This window comes from Flavobacterium sp. IB48 (assembly GCF_016405855.1).
GTDB lineage: Bacteria > Bacteroidota > Bacteroidia > Flavobacteriales > Flavobacteriaceae > Flavobacterium > Flavobacterium ginsengisoli.
The window spans coordinates 70,536-93,496 of the sequence record NZ_JAEFCA010000002.1 but is presented as its reverse complement, the minus strand read 5'-3'; the positions used below and the strand labels follow the sequence as shown (position 1 = coordinate 93,496).

Below are 22,961 nucleotides of genomic sequence, written 5' to 3'. Positions count from 1 at the left end.
TAAAATTATATATAAAAAACAACAAATTCACATAAAAATTAACTTTTTATTAATCCGTTAACAAATTTAACATTTTTATTTAAATAAAAATTTGCTTTTTGACCTATTTTAGGAAGATTTTGGAAATCGTCGGAATATTCTGCGCCTTTTGCATCGTATTCGTAATGTCCAAAATAATTTTCCAACTCGCCTACTTCAACTATGTAAGCATTAAAATGAATCTTATTTTCGATTAATTCTTCTTTGTATTGTGCGACAAAATTCGTAATAATTTCGATACCATCATAATTTATTTTGACATTTTTATACATAAAATCATAAAAAACCACATTATTTTGTGAAATATTCAAATATTCACCAAATCTATTATCAACTAAATCGTTTTCGAAAATCAGTTTGAAGCTTAAAATTAACGAGAAAAAGATGAATTTCCTAGTGATTTCGCGCTCGTAGTCGCCTGGAAAGTGTCCTGCTTCAAATAAGATAGTTGGAACTCCTAAAAATTGAAAAGTGTCTCCTATACAATTAATATTGAAGGAGTCATCAAAACGGCCAACTTGTCCTGGAATGTATTTCTGAAGCTCTTCATTGATTCCAGCAATGATATTTATTGCTTTCAATCTATTATCGTTTACTTCTCTTTCCTCATTATAAGATGGAGCTAAAAAAGAAACTGTTGCTGGTTTTCCGGTTGTGCCTGCTCCAAAGATGGTGCGTTGGTCATGAAGATTAAAACAAAAATCAGGTTTGAATTTCTCAAATACTTCACGCAATACTTTGCTTTCTGGCTGTGATAAGTCTTGCGAATCACGATTTAGGTCTATTTCATTAGCATTTGCACGAGTGTAAAGTCTTGCGCCGTCTGGATTAAGGATTGGTATGCAGTAAAATGTAAAAGTATCTCGCATTTGCTTTGCAAAATCCGTGTCATCATTTAATAAATTAATAAAATCAAATAAAGCTTTGGTAGTCGTACTTTCATTTCCGTGCATTTGCGACCATAAATAAGCACGTGTCTTTCCGGTTCCGATTTGGTAACTATATATAGGTTCGCCTAAAACAGATGTGCCAATAATCTGTACTTGACCATTTGTATTCAACTTATCCAAAAGCGGTTTAATATGGTCTAGAGTAAGATATCTTCCAGATATGGACTTTTCTTTGTATTGTATAAAAAGCTGTTCTAAATTCATTGTGTTTCGATTAGTTTACAAAAGTAAATATCTTTATTTTTACAATTGTAAATTAAAGAAGTATTTAATAATTTAGATTTGTAAACAGTTTTATAAAGTTTTTATTAGTTAAAGCTTCAACTGGTTTCAATAGAGCTAATTAGTTTGCTTTTTAAGACATAATTATATTAATTTCAATAACTTATGTGTTATCATATAAATTTTATATTTAACATAAAACTAAAGTACTTTTAAAATTGCAACAGCAAGATTGGAGTATTGCTTGTTTTTGTTTACATTTGTAAATACGAAAAATTAAAATCTAAATTTACAATGGTAAACATCGATGATTTTGTTAAAAGACTCGAAACCGTATTGGATTATTACAGTTTAAATGCATCTGCCTTTGCTGATAAAATTGGTGTACAGCGTTCTAGTATGTCTCATCTCTTGTCTGGAAGAAACAAACCTAGTTTAGATTTTGTAATGAAAATTCTGGAGGTTTTCCCTGATGTTGATCTGTATTGGATTTTAATTGGAAAAGGAATTTTTCCAAAAAGCAATAAGCAAACTGTTGAGGAAGTTCAGCAAACCTCCGCTCCTATTTTACAAAATCAACATCAAAGCACAGATTTGTTTTCTACTATAAAAGTGAATGCAGAAGAAAAAACGGAAACAAAAAAAATACCAAATCCTAAAAATGCAAACTTTGATTTAGAAGATGATGAAATTGAAAAAATAGTTTTATTTTACAAAAATGGCACTTTTAAAGCTTATGCACCATAATGCAAAATTTAGCGCATATTTGACTCTCTGTTCAAAAAATTTTCAAATACGCGATTCTCACGCGTTTGAAAAAAATCTCAAAAATTATAGTTTTACCCCATTTTGCGGAATTTTTCCTAGAACACCAATATAGTGTTTTTTCAAAACTTCAAAATCGGCTTCATAATTTCCAGTCGGATAAAATGGCGCTCCAAGATTTACTTCTTTCTTACCCCAATCAAAAGCTACCGGAACAATTGGCACATTCGCTTTAAGCGCTATAAAATAAAATCCCGTTTTTATTTCTTTTACTTCTTTTCTAGTTCCTTCTGGTGCAACCGCCAAACGAAAGATTTCTTTTCTGTCAAAAATAGCTGCAATAGAATCTACTTTATTTAATCCTCCAGAGCGATCTAAAGGTTCTCCACCAACATTTCTAAAATAATAACCAAAAGGAAATTTAAATAACTCCTTCTTTCCTACCCAATTCATCTGTAGTCCCGAAATTCCGCGAGTGAAAAGTCCGATATAAAAATCATGATTACTTGTATGTGGCATTACCATTAGTATGCATTTTTTTACTTCGGCATTTTCTATACCTACTATTTTCCAGCCCATTAGCTTAAAAAATATGAATTTGTATAATAGTTTTTTCATTAAAGGTTTAATATTTGGTGCAAAATAAAAGATTTAATGGTAAATTTGAGTAAAAGCATAAAAAATGATTCAAAAATTTTTCAGTTACATAATTCCAATAAAAATATTTAAGAAAAAATCGGCCAGAAGCAAAATGATCGAGGTCACGTGGGCAAATGGAGAATTAGTATTAGACACTGAAAACACAAATTATTCATACGGAAGTTTGCAACGTATATTAAGATACGGACTTAGAAATATTGGTTATCAGAAAATTAAAGAAATGGAGCACATTCTTTTATTGGGAGTTGCTGGTGGAAGTGTCGTTAAAACATTAGTAAATGAGATTGAATACAAGGAAAAAATAACTGGAGTAGAAATCGATCCAGATATGATCCAAATTGCTAATAAGTATTTTAATCTTTACCAAATTAAGGAATTGGAAGTTGTTATTGATGATGCATTTGAATTTGTTCTAAAAACAAAAGATAAGTACGATCTTATTATAATTGACATTTTTGAAGACACTCATATGCCGAATTTCTTGTTTGAAAAGTTTTTTGTAGATAGAATCTGTACGCTTCTAAAAGATGATGGTTTTATTTTATTCAATACCATGATATTAGATGAAGCACATAATATTAGAAATAGAAAGTATGTTGCAGAAGTAAATCCTAAATTATTTCAAACCAAAATGCTTCCCCGAATAGAAGTCCACAATGAATTAATAATAATTAATAAAGTAGCTTAAATTTCATGAAACCCCTAGCCTCAATCTTAAATTCTCTACCACCTACTAAAATTATTGATGCCTCAATTAATATCTCAGAATATACGCCGTTAAATTTATCGGTTTCAAATGAAGAATTAATAAGTCAGAAATTAGATACCTCAGAAGATTTTGAAAAATACATTTCAAATTTTCTTAAAGAAAATAGCGCTAAAGTTGCATTTGGCGGTTATATAGAAGGAAGATTTCTATATCAAAGAAGCCCCATTTTTTTGGATGCTTCTAGACCAGAACGTAATATTCATATTGGCCTAGATCTTTGGGCAGAAGAAGGAACAGTTGTGCTTGCTGCACTTGATGGAACAGTTCATAGTTTTAAAAATAATATTGGATTGGGAGACTATGGGCCTACTATTATATTGGAGCATGAAGTTGAAAATGAAAAATTTTATACTTTATATGGACATTTATCGTTAGAAAGTATAGAAAATTTAAATATCGGAGACCAATTTAAGAAAGGTGAAAAGATTGCGACTTTAGGAAGCGCTTTAGTAAATGGGGATTATGCGCCGCATGTCCACTTTCAGATTATCCATAAAATTGGTGATTACTGGGGAGATTATCCTGGTGTATGCAATACAAAAGACCTAAACTTTTATATCGAAAATTGTCCCGATCCTAACTTATTATTAAAAATTACTTAAATAGTTATGAAGAAAGCAGGATTGATTATATGTTTGTTATTATTAATTGGATGTAAATCGAAAACAGTAAGTAGAGATACGGAAGATTTAAAAATTAAAAAAGTTTCTGTAGAAGAAGTAAGTGCAAATCAGCAGCGAAAAGCCTATGATTTAGGAAAGAGAGTTTTAGAAACTTGTAACACTTCAAAATTTAAACCTTTTAATGAAACTGAAGTAACTAAATCGGTTATGGAAAACACTACAGAAGAGCGTTTAACTAAAACCTGCCAAAGATTTAGGCAATACTATGGAAGTTTCATAGACTTAAAATTAGACGGAGTTTACAAAACCAAACATGAAGTCATTTACCGCTATCATGCATTGTACACCAAAAAAGTGGCCAATAAAGAATTGCGCATTTTTGTAAATGAAGACAATCTTATTTCTGCCATAAAATCAATGGATTGGGATGAGAAATTTGATGCCAAATTAGCTGATCAATAAATACTATATATATATGAATTTTAAACTTCCACTACTCCTGTTGTTATTTGTTTCAACTTTTGCTTCAGCACAGCAAACCATAAGCGTTAAAGGTTCAGCACCTTATCCTGCAACGCAGGAATACCCTTTTATCTGTGATAAATATGCTTACTCTGGCGAAATCAATGTTCAAATAGCTAAAACAGATAAAGGAGGTGTTTTAAAACTAACCATTTCTACAGCAAGTGACAAAGCAAAAATAGCTGGTGGTGTTTATGTCGATCTGACAAATGCTGATGTTATTGCATGTACAGACAAAAATGTAAAAGAATCTGCAGACGGAACAACAACTGCTTATTACTATTTTACAGCTGCAGAATGGCTAAAACTTAAAAAGACAGATATTTATGCTGTACGATTTATAATTGTTGGCGGGCCAGACATTTCTGGAAATCTAACCGGTCATTTTACAGCTTATAATAAAATGAAGTATTTCTCAACTGCATTTGATAAATCTAAAAAAACATTTGATACAGCTAAAGAAATTAGTGTTTTATAATGATTTTTTAATCTAATAAATCTTATATTTAACATAAATATTTTTTTATGAATCCAAATGAAGCCTTAATAACAAAATTCTATACCGCTTTCGCAAATGCAGATGCTAAAACAATGAGTGAATGCTATCATCCGAAAGTTCATTTTATTGATCCCGCTTTTGGTTTATTAAAAGAAGAACAGGTTTCTAAAATGTGGGAAATGTTGCTTTTAAAAAGTAAAGGCAAGCTAAAAATCGAATTTTCAAACGTAAAGGCAGACGATTCAACTGGTTCGGCAAATTGGACTGCTACATATAACTTTAGCAAAACAAATAGAGAAGTTATTAATAAAATCTCGGCCGAATTTATCTTTCAAGACGGATTGATTATCAAACACACTGATAACTTTGACGTTTGGAAATGGTCAAAACAAGCCTTTGGCTTAACCGGTTATTTATTGGGATGGACAGGATTTTTTCAGAAAAAAGTTCAGGCACAAGCACTATCGGCGCTTAGACAGTTCCAAAAAAGCAAATAAAACAACACAAAGTATTTTTCGCATTTCATACATTATCTGCCTACGTTGGATTATAATTATTTTGTTACTTAAATTTTATTAAAAGTGTTAATTATCAATACTGATGAAAGAAATCGTACACAAAAAATTAAATCAATTACAGGCAACTGCAATTTGTGGAAACGATATTAGCTCTTCTTGCCTATATGTTTCAGCTTTGACCATCTTATATGCAGGACAATATGCTTGGATTTCTCTTTTAATTGTTGCTGCAGTATTGTTTCTTTTCAGAAAAATTTACGCAGAAGTTGTTGGTGCAATTCCTTTAAACGGAGGAGCTTACAATGTTTTATTAAACACTTCAACAAAACGTTTAGCTTCCTTGGCTGCAACGTTAACGGTTTTATCTTATATGGCAACTGCTGTAATTTCAGCTTCTGAAGGAATGCATTACCTACACGGAATCTTTGAGAATCTTAATGTAACTATAGCAACGGTGGTAGTTTTAGTACTTTTTACAGGATTAGCTATTTTAGGAATCGGAGAATCTGCATTTGTGGCTGTTATTATTTTTATGACGCATATTGGAACCTTGGCTTTACTTGTTTTGGCATCAATCTGGTTTGTTTTGACTCATGGTTTAGATACTTTTCATATTAATTGGCAAACTCCAATTACGGCTGGAAGTATTGAAACAGCTCTTTTTCTAGGTTTTTCTGCAGCTATGTTAGGAATTTCTGGTTTTGAAAGCTCAGCCAACTTTGTAGAAGAACAAGAACAAGGCGTTTTTCCAAAAACACTTCGTAACATGTGGGGAATAGTGAGTTTCTTCAATCCAGTAATTGCTATTTTGTTAATAAGTGTAATTCCACTTACAGAAGTAGGCGAAAACAAGGAATCGCTTCTGGCACATTTAGGAGAAACCACTGGTGGTTCATGGCTTGCTTGGCTCATTTCTATTGATGCTGTAATGGTACTTTGCGGAGCCGTTTTGACTTCATTTGTGGGAGTTTCTGGGCTTTTAAATCGAATGACATTAGACCGTATTTTACCTAATTATTTTTTAAAACAAAATAAAAGAGGTTCTCACTATAGAATTGTTTTAAGTTTTTTAATTCTTTGTATTTCAGTGCTTTTCGCAACAAACGGACATTTAGAATCTTTAGCTGGAGTTTATACCTTTTCTTTCCTAGCTGTAATGGCACTTTTCGGAATTGGAAATTTACTCTTAAAATACAAACGCAGAAAACTTCCTAGACCAGAGCGCGCTCGTGGTATTTCAGTTGTTATTGCAGTAGCTTCGGTGATTTCTGCATTCTTCGGAAACATGCTTCTTAATATCAATTCATTTTACACTTTTTTGCAATACATGGTTCCGGCCTTAATCTTTATCGGAATTATGCTCAATCGCGTTACCTTAATCCGTTTATTAATAGAAGCTTTAGAATATTTCTATCAGCCGCTACGTAAAATGGTGATTCTCAGTAATCGTTATTTGGAGAAACTTAGCTCTGAAATCAATTCGCAAGAATTTGTTTTCTTTACAAAAGGAGACGATATAACAATCTTAAATAAAGTTTTGCAATACGTTGAAGACAACGAAACAACTAAGAAATTAAAAATTGTTCATGTTAAAAAAGACACTGTAGACAACGAAGTACTAAAGAAAGACTTAGAAGTTTTAGATCGTGCTTATGGAGGGCTAGACATTGAATACATAGAAATTGACGGTGTATTTGGTCCAGAAATCATTGATGAACTTTCTGAAAAATGGAAAATCCCAAAAAACTTTATGTTTATCGGATCGCCAGGAAATAAATTCTCCTATCGTGTTGCCGATTTAGGTGGTGTTCGATTGATTATGTAATTTTTTAAAAGCAGAAAAATTCGTTTTCTCAAGACGTCCAGTCCTGCTATTCGTTTCAATCTTTTGTGGTGAACCCCACCACAAAAGGATTTCCACTACTATCGGGGCTAAATTAGAAGTTTAGTTTTCATAAGAAATAACAAACTCAACAGTTCTGAAACTTTGGTAAAAAAAGTCATGTTTTCTCCTTTTCGACCTCTATAAACACAAAGATTATGACACAAAATCTATAAAAATCTTTGCTCTTTTTGCGTTAAAAAAACTAGCCACAGATTAGAAAGATTCAGACAGTTTTTTTATAAATCCTTTGATCTTTTTAATCTGTGGCTAAAAGAATATAAGCTTTTTAAGTATTAGAGCTTAAGATTTAAACCAGCTTTCTACTAATTCATCTTCAAAAGAAGTTGCATCTTTATGAATAAACTCATTACGCTCTTTATCATAAGAATAATCCAAAGCCCAAGCTTTATGATTTGTAGCTAACTCTTTTATACTTCTGCAAACAAAAGCAATTTCTTCATCAGTAGTTGTCGGGTGAATCGACATTCTAATCCATCCCGGTTTTTTGATTAAATCGCCAATCGTAATTTCATTAACCAATTTATTAGATGTTTCTTGATCAACATGCAATAAATAGTGACCGTAAGTTCCTGCGCAGCTGCACCCTCCTCTAGTCTGAATTCCAAAACGATCATTTAAAATCTTAACTCCTAAGTTGAAGTGAAGATCATCAATAAAAAATGAAATTACACCAAGACGTTCTTTATGCTGACCTGCTAAAATTTTAATATTTTCAACTGGTTCTAATTGAGAGAAAACATAATCCACAATTTCGTGCTCACGCTCCATTATGTTCTCAATTCCCATTTCTTCTTTTAGCTCAATTGCCAAAGCAGTTTTGATAACCTGAAGAAAACCAGGAGTTCCTCCATCTTCGCGATCTTCAATATTATCAATATATTTATGTTCTCCCCACGGATTTGTCCAACTTACCGTTCCTCCTCCCGGGCAATCAGGAATCATATTGTTGTATAATTTCTTATTGAAAATTAAAACACCAGATGTTCCTGGACCTCCTAAGAATTTATGCGGAGACATAAAAACAGCATCTAAATAAGATTCTGGGTCTGCTGGATGCATATCTATTTCTACATAAGGTCCAGAACAAGCAAAATCAACAAAACAAACACCATTATATTGATGCATTAATTTTGCTGCTTCGTGAAAAGGCGTTCTTAAACCCGTAACATTCGAACATGCTGTAATAGAAGCAATTTTTATCGTTCTATCTTTATATTTTTCAAGTAAAGTTTCAAGGTTCTCTAAATTAAAAAGTCCTTTTTCACAAGACGGAATAATTTCAACATCTGCAATAGTTTCTAACCAAGAAGTCTGATTAGAATGATGCTCCATATGCGAAATAAAAACAATTGGCTTTTTCTCGGCAGGGACATTTGTAAAGCTTTTCAAGTTTTCTGGAATTTTCAATCCTAAAATACGCTGAAATTTATTGATAACTCCCGTCATTCCAGTTCCGTCTGTAATCAAAACATCATCATGATTTGCATTAGCATGACGCTTAATAATATGTCTTGCATGATGATACGCTTTTGTCATAGCAGTACCAGATACAGTCGTTTCTGTATGCGTGTTGGCTACAAAAGGTCCAAATGCATTTAGCAGTTTTTCTTCAATTGGGCGATATAATCTTCCGCTGGCAGTCCAATCTGTGTAAATTATTGATTTTCTGCCATAAGGCGAAGTAAATTCTTGATTTATACCGACAATATTTTGTCTAAATTCCTGAAAGTAAGTTTCCAGGGTCATGGTACTATTTTTGCTATCCATTAGTTGTGCCTTGTGTTTGATTGCAAATATATATAGTTTTTTATAAAATTGCGAATTTATCAATAGTAAACTTCAAACACTATATTACCGTTTGGTATTTTTAGTTAAAACAACTTTTTTTTAATAAATTATCATAATATCCTATCGAATTAATAGGCATTAAACTTTAAAGAAAGTATTATTTATGGAAAATTTATCTGTAGCTACCTTTGGTGGCGGATGTTTTTGGTGTATAGAAGCTGTAATTCAGCGTTTAAAAGGTGTCGAATCAATAAAATCGGGTTATTCAGACGGATTTATAAAGAATCCTGCTTATCGTGAAGTATGTACAGGAAGAACTGGACACGCCGAAGTAATACAAGTGACTTTCAATCCTGACATAATTTCATATCATGACTTAATTTTTATATTCATGACAAGTCATGATCCAACGACTTTAAACCGTCAAGGCGGAGACAGTGGAACGCAATATCGTTCTATCATTCTATATCATAATGATGAACAGAAAGAGATTGCAGAAAAAGTATTTGAAGAAGTACAACCTGCATATGGCGATCCAATTGTAACGCAATTAAAACCTTTTGAAGTTTTTTATGAAGCTGAAGATTATCATCAAAATTATTATAATGAAAATCAAGAAGCTGGATACTGTCAAGTTGTAATTGATCCAAAAATTCAAAAACTTAAAAAAATGTACGCTGATATGTTAATGGGCTAAATTTAAGTTTGCCACAGATTATATCGATTGAAAAATTTTTATTTATTCTCTATTTGCCACGAATTACACGAATTCTCACGAATGTTATTCTAACTAAACCTAAAATTAGTGGAAATTTGTGTAATTCGTGGCAAACAAAAAAATCTTTTTAATCTGTGTAATCTGTGGCATATAGAAAGAAAACAAAATGAAAAATCTTAGAATAAATAATCGATTTACTGCCGAACTACCAGCAGATCCAGATTTGACAAACGAAGTTCGTCAGGTTAAAAACACACTGTTTTCATATGTAAATCCAGTAAAGCCTTCAAATCCAAAATTGATTCATGCATCTGAAGAAGTTGCAGAATTAGTTGGGATTTCTAAAGATGAAATTCACTCAGAAGAATTTCTAAATATATTTTCTGGAAAAGAAATTCTTCCAGAATCACAACCTTATGCAATGTGTTACGCTGGTCATCAATTTGGAAACTGGGCAGGACAATTGGGCGACGGTCGCGCAATCAATTTAACTGAAGTTGAAAACAATAATCAGTTTTATACATTGCAACTAAAAGGTGCTGGAAAAACTCCGTATTCAAGAACTGCAGATGGTTTGGCAGTTTTACGCTCTTCTATAAGAGAGTATTTATGTGCCGAAGCAATGTATCATTTGGGTGTTCCAACTACTCGATCGCTTTCGCTTGTTCTTTCTGGAGATCAGGTGTTAAGAGATGTTTTATATAACGGAAATCCTGCATACGAAAAAGGTGCAATTGTTTGTCGTGTTGCTCCTTCATTTATTCGTTTTGGAAGTTTCGAAATGTTAACAGCTAGAAATGAACTAAAAAACTTGAAACACTTTGTTGAATACACAATTCAACACTATTTTCCTGAAATAAAAGGAGAACCAAAAGAACAATATTTACAATTCTTTCAGAAAGTTGCCGATACAACTCGCGAAATGATTCTGCATTGGCAACGTGTCGGATTTGTTCATGGAGTAATGAATACTGATAATATGTCAGTTCATGGAATTACTATTGATTATGGTCCGTACGGATGGTTGGAAAACTATGATCCAGATTGGACTCCAAATACAACAGACAGACAAAATAGAAGATATCGTTTCGGAAATCAGCCGCAAGTTGCACAATGGAATTTGTTTCAATTAGCCAATGCACTTTATCCGTTAATTAATGAAGCCGCTCCTTTAGAAAAAATTCTGGATTCATTTATAATTGAATTTGAGTCTGAATATAAAGAAATGTTCTTAAGTAAATTAGGTCTGTTTACTTCAAGTGAAGCTGATGATAAAATAATTAAAGGTTTAGAAGAAATTTTACAATTGTCAGAAACTGATATGACCATCTTTTTTAGAAATCTTAGTAAGATTAAAAAAGATGATTCTGTAGAACAAGCTTTTGAAAAAGTAGAATATGCATTTTATATTCCAGAAGAGATAAAAGGAAATGTACTCGATGCTTGGCAAAAATGGTTTGCAGTTTATTTAAAGAGATTAAACTCTGAATTGCTTTCTGATGAAGAAAGAGTTTTAAAAATGAATCAAATTAATCCAAAATATGTTCTGAGAAATTATATGGCACAATTAGCAATTGATGCTGCAGATAAAGAGGATTATTCTTTGGTTGATGAATTATTTCAGCTTTTGAAAAATCCGTACGATGAACAACCAGAATTTGAAAAATGGTTTGCAAAACGCCCAGATTGGGCTAGAACTAAGGTTGGCTGTTCTATGCTATCTTGTAGTTCTTAAATTTATTTGCCACAGATTAAAAAGATTTAAATGATTAATCCTAAAAATCCTTTTAATCTGTGGCAAACTTTTTATTTTGCAGTAATATAATCTACAATCATACTAGCATGAATTCTTGAGTTTTCAATAAACCATTTATGCGTCTGCATTCCACCGCAAACTACTCCTGCAAGAAATAAACCTTCAACATTTGTTTCCATTGTCTGAGAATTATAAACTGGAATTTTCAACTCATCATCAGAAAGCTGAATTCCCATTTTTTCAAGAAAGGTCAAATCTGGTTTATAACCTGTTAAAGCTAAAACGAAATCATTTTCAATTGTAACTTTTCCGTTTGGAGTCTCAATTTCTACTTCATCTTCTCGGATTTCAGTAATATTCGATTGAAAAAAAGCTTTGATGCTTCCTTCTTCTATTCTGTTTTCAATATCTGGTTTCACCCAATATTTTACACGGCTATTAATTTCGTTTTTACGAATTACCATTGTAACCTCTGCTCCTTTTCTCCAACATTCTAAAGCTGCGTCTACAGAAGAATTATTGGCTCCAACTACCAAAACTTTTCTAAAAGCATATTCGTGTGCTTCTTTATAGTAATGACGAACTTTTGGCAAACTTTCGCCTAAAACATTCATTTCAATCGGAATATCATAAAAACCAGTTGCAATTATAACATTCGTAGCTTCGTAATTGTGCTTATCTGTTTTTATTTTGAAAATGGTATTTTCCTTTTGAACATCGAGAACTCTTTCAAACAAATTAATATTGAATTTAAAGTAACGATGAATATTTCTGTAGTATTCTAAAGCTTCCTGACGTCCAGGTTTTGGTGCAAGACAATTAAACGGAATCTCACCAATTTCTAATCTTTCTGCAGTAGAGAAAAAGGTCATATATAACGGATAATTAAAAATGCTATTAACTATCGCTCCTTTTTCAATGATTAAATAATTTAATTTTTTCTTTTCAGCTTCTATTGCGCAAGCCAGGCCAATTGGTCCTCCTCCCACAATAATAAGGTCGTATTTTGATTCTGCCATTTTATTTTTGCCAATCTTTATATGGATTTTTGCTTAAATAAGCATTATAATATCTTTCATCGTTTGTTACTTCTTCGCCAAGCCATTCAGGTTTTTCAAAAGTTTCGCCTTCAGAGTTCAATTCAATTTCAGCCATTATTAGGCCATCATTTTCGCCATAAAATTCATCAACTTCAAACACATGCTTGCCAGATTTTATTTCGTAACGTGTTTTTTCAATTTTACCCTTTTCGCACAATTTTAGTAACTCTTGAGCTTCGTCTAACGGAATCTCATTTTCCCACTCAAAACGAGACATACCTGCTGTATTGCTTATTCCTTTTATGGTTATAAAGCCTTTGTGTCCTTTTATTCTGACCCTAACTGTGCGCTCAGGTACAGAACTCAAATAGCCCTGAGCAATATCATTTTGAGCAAAAGCTTGTTTCTTAAAATCATCAGATTTTACTAGAAACTTTCTTTCTATTTCGATCATCTTAAATGCAGATTATTTTTTATGCAAGTTACTCATTTTAATCTAGCCTTTGAACTTCTAAAAAATGAAAAAAAGTTAATTTATTCTATGAAACTAGAAATAAAAAACTTCAATATAACTGATTGTTAACATGTTGCAATTAGTATTTTGAGTAATTTTGATAGAACCTAACACCTCATTAAACAGCTGGTTATGAGTAGAAATCATTTCTGCCATAATATAAAATTGACTGTAATTTTAATTCTAAAATATAAAAATCATGAATGTGCCTTATGTTGTAATACCAATAGCACTAGGTGTAATCTGTGGGATTTTAGGTTACATACTAGGAAAAATTAATTCTAAGAATGATAATTCTCTCTCAACTGCTCTTCAAGCCGACTTAGATGTTTGCAAAGCTCACACGAGAAATTTGAATGCAAGAATCTTAAAACTTGAAGCTGATCTTGCTGTAAAAACTAAAGCAACTGCTCCAGTCGTAATTCCTTTTGAACCAGGATTGGCAGAAAATGCTTTAGGTAAAAAGATAAAAGAAAATGACCTCAAAATAGTAGAAGGAATTGGCCCTAAAATAGAGTCTTTATTTGTTGAAGCAGGAATAAAAACTTGGCAAAATCTATCTCAAGCTTCTACCGAAAAGCTACAGTCAATTTTGGATGCAGGTGGAGAAAATTACGCTATGCATAATCCAAGCACTTGGGCAAAACAAGCACTAATGGCTTATCAAGGAAAGTGGAAAGAATTGAAAGATTGGCAAGATAGTTTGTTGGGAGGAAAAGAGTAAAAAGGAGACACTAAGTTTCTAAGGTGCTAAGATTCTAAGTCTCAAAAACAAAAGTTGAGATTTAATAAACTTTAAGATGTCATAAAAAATCTTAGAAATTTGACCAATTCTTAGAAATATTATACCAAAGCTGGCCTTTTTTTACTTCAAGAGGGCAATCTATATTATTAGTATATAAAGCTCCAGTTCCTAAACCTTGAGGCATATCTGAATTCAAGGTAAATGTCCATTGTGCGATAGCGTTCAATCCTATATTGCTTTCTAATGCAGAGGTTATCCACCAGCCTATATTATACTTTTCTGCCAAAGTGATCCATTCTTGCGTACCACGAAAACCTCCAATAAAACTTGGCTTTAAAATAATATATTGCGGTTTTATTTCTTGCAGTAATTTTTCTTTTTCTTCTAATGAAAATACACCAATAAGCTCTTCATCTAAAGCAATCGGAAATGGTGTCTGTTTGCACAACTGAGCCATTTCTGCAACCTGTCCTTTCTTAATTGGCTGTTCTATGCTATGAAGCTGAAATTTATTCAATTGATTTAATTTATCTAAAGCTTCTGTTGAAGAAAAAGCACCATTAGCATCTACTCTAATTTCTATTTCTTCCGGTGAAAAATGACTTCTAATAAATTGCAATAACTCCAATTCTTTGTTGAAATCGATTGCTCCAATTTTAAGCTTTATACAGTTAAAACCATCGGCTAATTTATCTTCTATCTGCTGTTTCATAAAAGCAGATTCCCCCATCCAGACTAATCCGTTTATAGCTATTGAACTTAAATTAGTGGTAAAATCTGATGGAAACAAAATATATGGATTTTCGCTTTTAAGAGATAAAAAAGCCATTTCTACTCCAAATTGTATAGAAGGAAATTCTAGCAATGCATTCCATAATGCGTTTTCTCCCAAATGGATATTTTCGCAAGCCCATTTTAATTTTTCTTCATAATCTGGACGATCGTCAGCACTTAATCCACGTAATATTCCACATTCACCGATTCCTTTTTTGCCATTTTCTTCCAGTATTATAAACCAAGTTTCTTTTTCGGTCATAATTCCTCTAGAAGTTCCAGATGGACGTTTAAATTCTAGTAAATATTTATTATAAGATGCTTTCATTTTTTTTTTGATGCTAAGATTCTAAGTACTGAGATGTTAAGTTTAAAAAACTTTAAATAGCTCTGCACCAGTAAGTTTCTCAGTTATATAATTTTAAGATTTTTTCAAAGTCTTTTGAAGGCAGACCCGCTTTTTCAAAAGCCTGAAAATCAAGTTTTGTTTTAATAATCCAGCTTAAACTATCGGTTACGTTTTGAGTCTGATATTTTTTGTAAATTGCTTTGGCCGCACTGTAGTCATCACTTACTAAATAAGTATGTGCTAAGTTTAATTTGATTAATAATTCTGTATCATCAAGTTTCTCGCCTTCTTGCAGAACTTTTAAAGCTTTTGCATATTGTTTGGTCAAAATATAACAATAGCCTAAATAACTGTAATCTACAGCTGTTGCTTTTCCTTCGCTTACAATGGTATTCAATTTTGGAATTGCTTCGTTATATTTTTGCGTCTTTATTAAAGAAGCTACCTGAGTTCTTAAATCGTTGAATACGTTTTTAGATATATCAGCATCTTGATAACAGCTGTTTCCAAAATCTTTATAAACTTTCGTTTTTTCGACAGCCAATAATTTCTGAAACTCATCATAGCGATATTGCTTCATAATTTTATTTAAAATACAAACGCAAAAATCATCTGAGTTTGCCATTTTTTGTGCCATTGTAGAAGTTTTGCACAAGCTTATAATTTCGTTTTTGTTGTCTTGATTCCAACCGCGATTTAGTTTTGTGTCTACCCAAGGCACTACTTCTAAGACCACTTTTTGGCTCAACAACCAGTTTTTGCTTTCAAAGCCAAACCAAATGGTATTAATATTTTCTTTTAAGCAAGAAGATCTGTTTACAGATAATCGTTTAGCATCTTTACTTACAGGTTCTGCTTGAGAATAACAGGCATTGTCAATTTTACCATCTGAAATATACTTTTTAGCATTTTCATTAGATGTAAAAATCGAATAGGTGCATTTATCTTCTCCAGAAATTTTTGACATTAAGAAAACCGCACCTGCAGAGCCTTGGCTTATACCTGTAGGGTCTGGAATGGCTTTTAATACCGAAACCAAGCTATTGGCCATTTCTTGGTTTTTATCTAAAAGTGTAATTCTGTATACAATTTCTGTAGTTCCAACTGGTAAATCTTCCGTTGGTATAGCAATTCTATCGCGTGCGGGAACCATGATTTCTTTAGTTGTTGCACGTTCTTTGTCCCAATAACCATCTTTTTGTGCAAAAGCGTTATAGGAAGTTACGATAAATAGTAATAAAAGGATTTGTTTGAAAGTTGTATTTTGTGATGATGCTTTAATTGCCACAGATTTCACAGATTAAAATGATTTTTACTTTAAAAAACTTTAATTCAATTAACATAGATTATGCCAAATAACTTTCTTATGGAATTGAGTGCCCTAGCCCCGATAGAGGCATTATCCTTTTTAAGGCAATTTTTCTTTGCCTTAAAAAGATATAGCCGAAAGCGGGATTAGCTTCTTATAATTCGATCGAATCTCCTATAGGTAAAAGCATTAAATCTTTTCCTTTATCGAAAAATTTGCGAATTGCTTCTTCATGATTGATTTCGATGTAACCAAAAGTATCATAGTGATATCCTAAAACTTTGTCGCATTCTACAAAATCTGAAGCAATAATAGCGTCTTCAACATCCATTGTAAAATTGTTTCCGATTGGAAGAATAACTAAATCTAGTTTTGTGCGAAGCGGAATCAATTTCATGTCGTAAGTCAAAGCTGTATCTCCAGCGATGTAGATATTTTTATGTTCGCCTTCAATTACAAAACCTCCAGGATTTCCTCCGTAAGAACCGTCAGGAAAACTGCTTGAGTGAATTGCATTTACATATTTTACTTTTCCGAAATCAAATTTCCAGCTTCCTCCGTGATTCATTGGATGCGAATTGAATCCTTTTTTAGCATAATGGCTTGCAATTTCTGCATTAGAAACAATAACTGCATTTGTATTTTTTGCAATAGCTTCAACATCCAAAACGTGATCAGCGTGTGCATGCGTCAATAAAATATAATCTGCTTTGATAGTGCTCAGATTGATTGTACCAGCTTGTGGATTTCCGGTAATAAATGGATCCACAATAATGTGTTTTCCTCCTACTTCAATTCCTAATGAAGCGTGTCCGTAGTATGTAATTTTCATTTTGTCACTATTTAAGTTAAACATTGTTTTATCTTCCTCCTAAAAAGAGGTTTACAATAATGTCTGAAATCAAAGAAATCATGCATACTGTAAGTAATATAGAAAGCAAGAACGTGCTTAATGCCAGTTTTTTTAATTCTGGATCTAATAATTTTGGATCTTGATTTTTGTAAACCGTGATTAAATGTTTGGTCAACGGGATATATGCCAATAAAAACAAGTATTGGTCAAAGTTATAATCGCTTAAAATAGCAAATACAACCACTAAAATCATTGCTGTAATAATCAAGAAGAAGTGGTAATTTTTAGCTTTTTGAGCTCCAATTTGTACTACAATAGTGTTTTTACCTGATTTTTTATCAGATTCCTGATCGCGCATATTGTTAAGATTTAAAACCCCAACACTCAATAATCCGATTGCAACAGCTGGAAGAATTAAAAGCGGTTCTACTTCTTTTGCATATAAAAAGTTTACACCCAAAGTGCTCACTAATCCGAAGAAAATGAAAACAAATAAATCTCCAAAACCTCTATATCCGTAGGCAGAATTACCAACTGTGTAGCGAATTGCAGAAATAATAGCTGCGATTCCTAACAATAGAAAAAAGATTGAATACCCGAAATTGTCTTTTCCGAATGCAAAATAAATTAATATAATTGCAGATAATAAAGTCAAAAACGAAGTAATAATAATGGCTTTTTTCATTGCTTGAGGGGTAATTACACCACTCTGAATAGCACGTTGTGGCCCTACTCGATCAGCATTGTCAGTACCTTTTACTCCATCGCCATAGTCATTTGCAAAATTGGATAAAACCTGTAATCCTAGTGTTGTCAATAGAGCAAAACCAAAAACTTTCCAGCTAAATACTTCTGTTGGAGTGTTAATAGTTTCTGTTGGATTTGATAAAGCGTAAATACTTCCAACTATAATTCCGGAAACTGATAAAGGTAATGTGCGCAATCTTGCGGCTTCAATCCAATGTTTCATTATTTGTTTTTTTTTTAGTTTCAGGTTTCAAGTTTCAGGTTCTTAACTTGAAACCTGAAACTTGAAACTATTTTATAACTTATTTACGGTAACCACTTATTTTCGCCGAAGTTTGGTTTTCTTTTCTCTAAGAAAGCATTTCTACCTTCTTTAGCTTCTTCGGTCATGTAAGCTAAACGAGTGGCTTCTCCTGCAAAAACTTGCTGTCCAACCATTCCGTCGTCTGTTAAGTTCATTGCAAATTTCAGCATTTTTATAGAAGTTGGCGATTTTTGAAGAATTTCTTGTGCCCACTCATAAGCTGTAGCTTCTAACTCATCATGAGGAATTACAGCATTTACCATTCCCATTTCAAAAGCTTCTTGAGCAGAATAATTTCTACCTAAAAAGAAAATTTCACGAGCTTTTTTCTGACCAACCATTTTAGCTAAATATGCCGATCCGTAACCGCCATCAAAACTAGTTACATCAGCATCTGTTTGTTTAAAAATAGCATGTTCTTTACTTGCAAGCGTCATATCGCAAACTACGTGCAAACTATGTCCGCCACCTACAGCCCATCCTGGAACTACTGCAATAACAACTTTAGGCATAAAACGAATTAAACGCTGTACTTCCAGAATATTCAAACGGTGCTGTCCGTCATCTCCAACATATCCTTGATGTCCACGTGCATTCTGATCTCCACCGCTACAGAAAGAGTAAACTCCATCTTTTGTTGAAGGTCCCTCAGCAGAAAGTAAAACAACTCCAATTGAAGTATCTTCTTGTGCATCGTAAAAAGCTTGGTATAATTCTGAAGTAGTTTTTGGACGGAATGCATTTCTAACATTTGGTCTGTTAAAAGCTATTCTCGCTACTCCATTGCATTTTTTATAAGTTATATCCTCAAATTCTCTAGCTGTAATCCAATCCATTTTGATTTTTTGTTTAAAATAATTATACGGTAAAAATAAATCATTTTTACTACTTTACCTACTCAATCAGTCTTAAGTCTTTACTAAATTGACTTCTAATGTTAACAATTGGTATTTACCTACAAAAAATAACATTTTTTAACATTAGTTTAGAAAAATAATAATTAATTTTACACCCTAGAAATCAATGAGATACAAACTATTTCAAAGATTTTAGATTGATTTTCTTTCACTGATTTATTAACCTAAAAAATGATTTTTTTGAGAAAATTTAAAAAATTTGTCGCTCATTTTTTTAGGGTTTTAAGTAACAAACCTCAATTAAAAGAGCAAATGATTTATGTGTTTGTCGAAACTTCAAAAAGAAAAAAGTAACACCTAAGGTTAAATGTTAGAATTGTCTATTAATTAGTATAGAAATGATAACGAAAAGAGGAAAAAAGTACTAATTCACAACTTTCTAAAAGTTATATTATAAAACCAATGGATGAGCCGTGAAATTCTCTTTTTTGCTTTTAAGATAGGTGCATTGATTATTTAAAAGACATACCGTCAATGGGACGATTTCTAAAATTCGTAAAGCTATTGTTCTGAGATGGATTCGAATTATTTTATTTCTGTTTTTTTTTAATTACAATTTTTTTTAAAACTGAATAAAAAGCGAAAGGCTGCTTGTAATGAGCAGCCTTTTGTGTTATAATAATTTTGCTAGCGCAAAATAAATTTCAACATTTTGAACTCCAAATTCCAAAAGGCTAAAGTCAAATTATAGATTTCAATTATCAATTGGAATTTCCATATTAGAATTTCTCAATTTTTATTCTTTTACAAGATATATTCCATCTTCTTTAATTTCAATCAGTTTTTCTTTGTATAAAGATCCGATTGCTTTTTTGAATGATTTTTTACTCATTTTCAAAACAGTTTTAATATCTTCTGGATGAGAATTATCGTTTAATCTAAGAAAGCCTCTACTTGCTCTTAGCTCGCTTAATATTTTTTCGGCATTTGGTTCTATACTCTCAACACCTTGAGGCTGAAGCGCAACATCTATTTTGTTATCAGGACGAATGTTTTTAATATAGCCACGCATTCTATTTCCGGTTCTTATCGAATCATCATAAACTTCGTCTTTGTATAAAAGTCCTTTGTGGCGCTCGTTAATGATAACATTGATTCCCATATCGGTAATATGCGAAACGATCAAGTCAACTTCTTCTCCTTTTTCTACCGTTAACTGGTCATTGTTCAAAAATTGATTGGTTTTGCTGGAAGCTACTAAACGATTAGTTTGTTTGTCCATATATAAATAAACCAAATAACGTTTTCCTTTTTCCATCGGACGTGCCTGTTCTTTAAACGGAACCAAAATATCTTTTTCCATTCCCCAATCCATGAAAGCACCAACATTATTGATGTAATTTACTCTCAAAAGAGCAAATTCATTTAATAAAATATACGGAACTAAAGTTGTTGCAACTGGTCGCTGTTCGTGATCTAAGTAAACAAAAACGATTAATTCTTCACCAATTTCAAATACTTTTGGAACATATTTATTTGGAAGTAAAACATCGTGAATTCCATCAGGATCATTTTCAGGATCACCTAAAAATAAACCTACTTTGGTATCACGTAATATAGTTAGGGTATTGTATTTTCCTATTTCTAGCATTTTAATGTATTTCTAAGCAGTACAACTGCTAAGTTTCTGAGCCGCAAAGGTACGAAGTTTGAAGCGGTACTATGAAATTAATTTAACAAAACTTATACTGTAGGCAAAAATTAAAAAATCCCTTTATAGAATTGGGTTATAAAGGGATTTTGCGATGTGCGAAATTTAATTATTTAAAAACGCTTTTTTTTTAAAGTGCTGGGTCAGTAACTTTTTAGTGAATAGCACCAACGTTACAGCCACAAAAATGATTAATAATTATATTAACAAATACCTAACTTCAATTTAGTATAAGGATTTAAAATACTCTTTTAAGATTTTATCGTTTTCAAATGTTGGAGTAAAAATTTCCAAAATGCACGGAACATCATTAGAATTATACAAAGATTCTATTCCATTTTCTAACGACTGAACATCTTGAGCCGCAAAGTAATTCAATCCGTACATTTTTGCTAGATGTTCGGCAGTCAAGCTATGTGATGTCTCAAAATAAGTATTGAAAACAGGTTTTTCCTGATGTCCAGGTAAAATCCTGAAAATTCCTCCTCCTGCATTATTAATTAAAATAATTTTGAAGTTTTTCGGAATATAAGAATTCCATAGCGCATTGCTATCATACAAAAAGCCAATATCTCCAGTAACAAAAACAGTTTGTTTTTCGTTTCCAAGCGCAGCACCCACTGCTGTAGATGTACTTCCGTCAATTCCACTCGTTCCTCTGTTACAGAAAACTTCAATAGAATCATCAATATCAATTAATTGCGCATAACGAATGGCAGAACTATTGCTAATTTGCAGCAAACTGTTTTTAGGCAACGATTGTATAACTTTTTCGAAAGCTTTAAAATCTGAAAACTCAATTTTACTTAAGTATTCCTTTCTTTTCTCTAATCTTGCTTTATAAACGGTATCAATGTTTTTGAAATAATTGCTCTTTACAAATACTGTTTTTGAAAATAGATCTTTAAAGAAATCATTTGGCTGCATTTCAAAATGTTTTGTCAAAGCGCCAAACGTATCGTAAGCACGTAAAGTATCAATATGCCAATGATGTTTTGGTTTGTATTTTCTTAAAAAACCTTTAATTCTTTTTGAGACAACCATTCCACCAAAAGTCACTAAAACTTCTGGATTAAATTGTTTAAAATCAAAATCATCAAAAGGTGTAATTAAAGTATCTATTGAATTAATAAAACTCTCATGATGAAGATTTGAAGTAGTTTCTGTAAGCACAACAACTGAAGGATCTGAGGCTAGATTTTCGATAATTTCTTGATCAATGCTATTAGCTTCATTTACTCCAACTAAAACTAATTTTCGCTTTGTATTATTCCAAACCGAAACAAACTCGTTGCTGTTTTCTATAATTTTTGAAAAATTTTCAAACTCAAGATTTGTGATTTTTGGCTTTACAGAAAGCTCTTCTGTAGTTTCATATAAAGGCTCTTCAAAAGGCGCATTGATATGAACTGGGCCTCTTTTAAGAATAGCTGTTTCAATAGCTAGATTGATCTTTAAATCATTTTCTTCTGATGCTTCTTCTGTTAAATTGGCATTGAAAACAGAATGATTGGCAAAAACATTTTCCTGACGAATGGTTTGTCCGTCTCCGATATCAATCTTGCTCTGCGGACGATCAGCAGAAATAACAATCAAGGGAATCTGGCTGTAAAATGCTTCTGCAATAGCCGGATAATAATTTAATAAAGCTGATCCTGAAGTACAAACAACTGCTGTTGGCTGTTTCGTTTGCTGGGCAATTCCTAATGCAAAAAAAGCAGCACATCGCTCGTCTGCAATACTGTAACAGGTAAAATTTGGATTTTGAGCAAAACCAATAGTTAACGGTGCGTTTCTAGATCCTGGAGAAATTATAATATTAACAATGCCTTTGGCAGATAAAATTTCGATAATGCTTTGTGCAAGCGCTATTTTGGGGTAAATCATTCCGGTCGTGTATTACTATTTTTTTAAAGAAAAATCCTGATATAATTTTTCTTCATCTTGCTTACAAAGTTACAAACTTCGCACTTGATTTATATTATAATTAGGAATATATTAAGGCTGTTTCTCAAAAAAGGGA

Annotated in this window: 22 protein-coding genes; 10 read left to right on the top strand and 12 right to left on the bottom strand. The window is 32.2% G+C overall.

Going from position 1 to position 22,961, the window contains the following annotated elements; genetic code table 11:
- Positions 1 to 38 precede the first annotated feature (38 nt).
- Complete coding sequence (locus tag JC605_RS07530) at positions 39 to 1,193, bottom strand: M14 metallopeptidase family protein (protein ID WP_198855614.1); 1,155 nt, start codon at positions 1,191 to 1,193, stop codon at positions 39 to 41.
- 312 nt (positions 1,194 to 1,505) lie between these two features.
- On the opposite strand from JC605_RS07530, the gene JC605_RS07525 reads away from it, so the two are divergent.
- Positions 1,506 to 1,958, top strand: coding sequence for a helix-turn-helix transcriptional regulator (locus tag JC605_RS07525; protein ID WP_198855613.1), 453 nt, complete (start codon positions 1,506 to 1,508; stop codon positions 1,956 to 1,958).
- Between the two features lie 84 nt (positions 1,959 to 2,042).
- On the opposite strand, the gene JC605_RS07520 is transcribed toward JC605_RS07525, so the two are convergent.
- On the bottom strand, positions 2,043 to 2,594 hold the full coding sequence (locus tag JC605_RS07520) for a 1-acyl-sn-glycerol-3-phosphate acyltransferase (RefSeq protein WP_198855612.1): 552 nt from the start codon (positions 2,592 to 2,594) through the stop codon (positions 2,043 to 2,045).
- A gap of 64 nt (positions 2,595 to 2,658) precedes the next feature.
- On the opposite strand from JC605_RS07520, the gene JC605_RS07515 reads away from it, so the two are divergent.
- The 6 genes from JC605_RS07515 (at position 2,659) to JC605_RS07490 (ending at position 7,392) form a co-directional block, all read left to right on the top strand.
- Positions 2,659 to 3,324, top strand: a complete 666-nt coding sequence (locus JC605_RS07515) for a spermidine synthase (RefSeq protein WP_198855611.1) — start codon at positions 2,659 to 2,661, stop codon at positions 3,322 to 3,324.
- 5 nt (positions 3,325 to 3,329) lie between these two features.
- Complete coding sequence (locus JC605_RS07510; protein ID WP_198855610.1) at positions 3,330 to 4,007, top strand: peptidoglycan DD-metalloendopeptidase family protein; 678 nt, start codon at positions 3,330 to 3,332, stop codon at positions 4,005 to 4,007.
- 6 nt (positions 4,008 to 4,013) lie between these two features.
- Entirely contained in the window at positions 4,014 to 4,490 is a 477-nt protein-coding gene (locus JC605_RS07505; protein ID WP_198855609.1) for a hypothetical protein, read from the top strand.
- A 13-nt stretch (positions 4,491 to 4,503) separates the two neighbouring features.
- Positions 4,504 to 5,028, top strand: a complete 525-nt coding sequence (locus JC605_RS07500) for a hypothetical protein (protein WP_198855608.1) — start codon at positions 4,504 to 4,506, stop codon at positions 5,026 to 5,028.
- A gap of 47 nt (positions 5,029 to 5,075) precedes the next feature.
- The gene (locus JC605_RS07495; protein WP_198855607.1) at positions 5,076 to 5,546 is read left to right on the top strand and encodes a nuclear transport factor 2 family protein; all 471 of its coding nucleotides are present in this window, start codon (positions 5,076 to 5,078) and stop codon (positions 5,544 to 5,546) included.
- Positions 5,547 to 5,649: 103 nt separating this feature from the next.
- The gene (locus tag JC605_RS07490; protein ID WP_198855606.1) at positions 5,650 to 7,392 is read left to right on the top strand and encodes an APC family permease; all 1,743 of its coding nucleotides are present in this window, start codon (positions 5,650 to 5,652) and stop codon (positions 7,390 to 7,392) included.
- Between the two features lie 360 nt (positions 7,393 to 7,752).
- Here JC605_RS07490 and JC605_RS07485 read toward each other — a convergent pair whose 3' ends face one another.
- Positions 7,753 to 9,240, bottom strand: a complete 1,488-nt coding sequence (locus JC605_RS07485) for an aminotransferase class V-fold PLP-dependent enzyme (protein ID WP_198855605.1) — start codon at positions 9,238 to 9,240, stop codon at positions 7,753 to 7,755.
- 184 nt (positions 9,241 to 9,424) lie between these two features.
- Here JC605_RS07485 and msrA point away from each other — a divergent pair, with 184 nt between their 5' ends.
- Positions 9,425 to 9,958 carry a peptide-methionine (S)-S-oxide reductase MsrA gene (gene msrA, locus JC605_RS07480; protein ID WP_198855604.1) on the top strand — a complete coding sequence of 178 codons (534 nt, stop codon included), beginning with the start codon at positions 9,425 to 9,427 and terminating at the stop codon, positions 9,956 to 9,958.
- Between the two features lie 187 nt (positions 9,959 to 10,145).
- Positions 10,146 to 11,714, top strand: coding sequence for a YdiU family protein (locus JC605_RS07475; protein WP_198855603.1), 1,569 nt, complete (start codon positions 10,146 to 10,148; stop codon positions 11,712 to 11,714).
- 71 nt (positions 11,715 to 11,785) lie between these two features.
- Here JC605_RS07475 and JC605_RS07470 read toward each other — a convergent pair whose 3' ends face one another.
- Positions 11,786 to 12,754 (bottom strand): YpdA family putative bacillithiol disulfide reductase, encoded by a 969-nt coding sequence (locus JC605_RS07470; RefSeq protein WP_198855602.1) that lies wholly within the window; start codon positions 12,752 to 12,754, stop codon positions 11,786 to 11,788.
- Between the two features lies 1 nt (position 12,755).
- Positions 12,756 to 13,229 carry a CYTH domain-containing protein gene (locus JC605_RS07465; RefSeq protein WP_198855601.1) on the bottom strand — a complete coding sequence of 158 codons (474 nt, stop codon included), beginning with the start codon at positions 13,227 to 13,229 and terminating at the stop codon, positions 12,756 to 12,758.
- A gap of 259 nt (positions 13,230 to 13,488) precedes the next feature.
- Between JC605_RS07465 and JC605_RS07460 the strand changes: the two genes are divergently transcribed.
- Complete coding sequence (locus JC605_RS07460; RefSeq protein WP_198855600.1) at positions 13,489 to 14,013, top strand: hypothetical protein; 525 nt, start codon at positions 13,489 to 13,491, stop codon at positions 14,011 to 14,013.
- Positions 14,014 to 14,104: 91 nt separating this feature from the next.
- Here the strand turns inward: JC605_RS07460 and JC605_RS07455 are convergent, their stop codons facing one another.
- From JC605_RS07455 to menD, 7 genes are all read right to left on the bottom strand, one after another.
- On the bottom strand, positions 14,105 to 15,136 hold the full coding sequence (locus JC605_RS07455) for an o-succinylbenzoate synthase (RefSeq protein ID WP_198855599.1): 1,032 nt from the start codon (positions 15,134 to 15,136) through the stop codon (positions 14,105 to 14,107).
- 79 nt (positions 15,137 to 15,215) lie between these two features.
- On the bottom strand, positions 15,216 to 16,454 hold the full coding sequence (locus JC605_RS07450) for a hypothetical protein (protein ID WP_198855598.1): 1,239 nt from the start codon (positions 16,452 to 16,454) through the stop codon (positions 15,216 to 15,218).
- A gap of 166 nt (positions 16,455 to 16,620) precedes the next feature.
- A complete protein-coding gene (locus tag JC605_RS07445) occupies positions 16,621 to 17,298 on the bottom strand; it encodes a metal-dependent hydrolase (RefSeq protein ID WP_198855597.1) in 678 nt (225 codons plus the stop codon).
- Between the two features lie 28 nt (positions 17,299 to 17,326).
- The gene (gene menA, locus JC605_RS07440) at positions 17,327 to 18,289 is read right to left on the bottom strand and encodes a 1,4-dihydroxy-2-naphthoate octaprenyltransferase (protein WP_198855596.1); all 963 of its coding nucleotides are present in this window, start codon (positions 18,287 to 18,289) and stop codon (positions 17,327 to 17,329) included.
- A gap of 83 nt (positions 18,290 to 18,372) precedes the next feature.
- Complete coding sequence (locus JC605_RS07435; protein ID WP_012024845.1) at positions 18,373 to 19,206, bottom strand: 1,4-dihydroxy-2-naphthoyl-CoA synthase; 834 nt, start codon at positions 19,204 to 19,206, stop codon at positions 18,373 to 18,375.
- Positions 19,207 to 20,023: 817 nt separating this feature from the next.
- Positions 20,024 to 20,878 (bottom strand): S1 RNA-binding domain-containing protein, encoded by an 855-nt coding sequence (locus tag JC605_RS07430; protein WP_198855595.1) that lies wholly within the window; start codon positions 20,876 to 20,878, stop codon positions 20,024 to 20,026.
- A gap of 285 nt (positions 20,879 to 21,163) precedes the next feature.
- Positions 21,164 to 22,825 (bottom strand): 2-succinyl-5-enolpyruvyl-6-hydroxy-3-cyclohexene-1-carboxylic-acid synthase, encoded by a 1,662-nt coding sequence (menD, locus tag JC605_RS07425; protein ID WP_198855594.1) that lies wholly within the window; start codon positions 22,823 to 22,825, stop codon positions 21,164 to 21,166.
- Positions 22,826 to 22,961 lie beyond the last annotated feature (136 nt).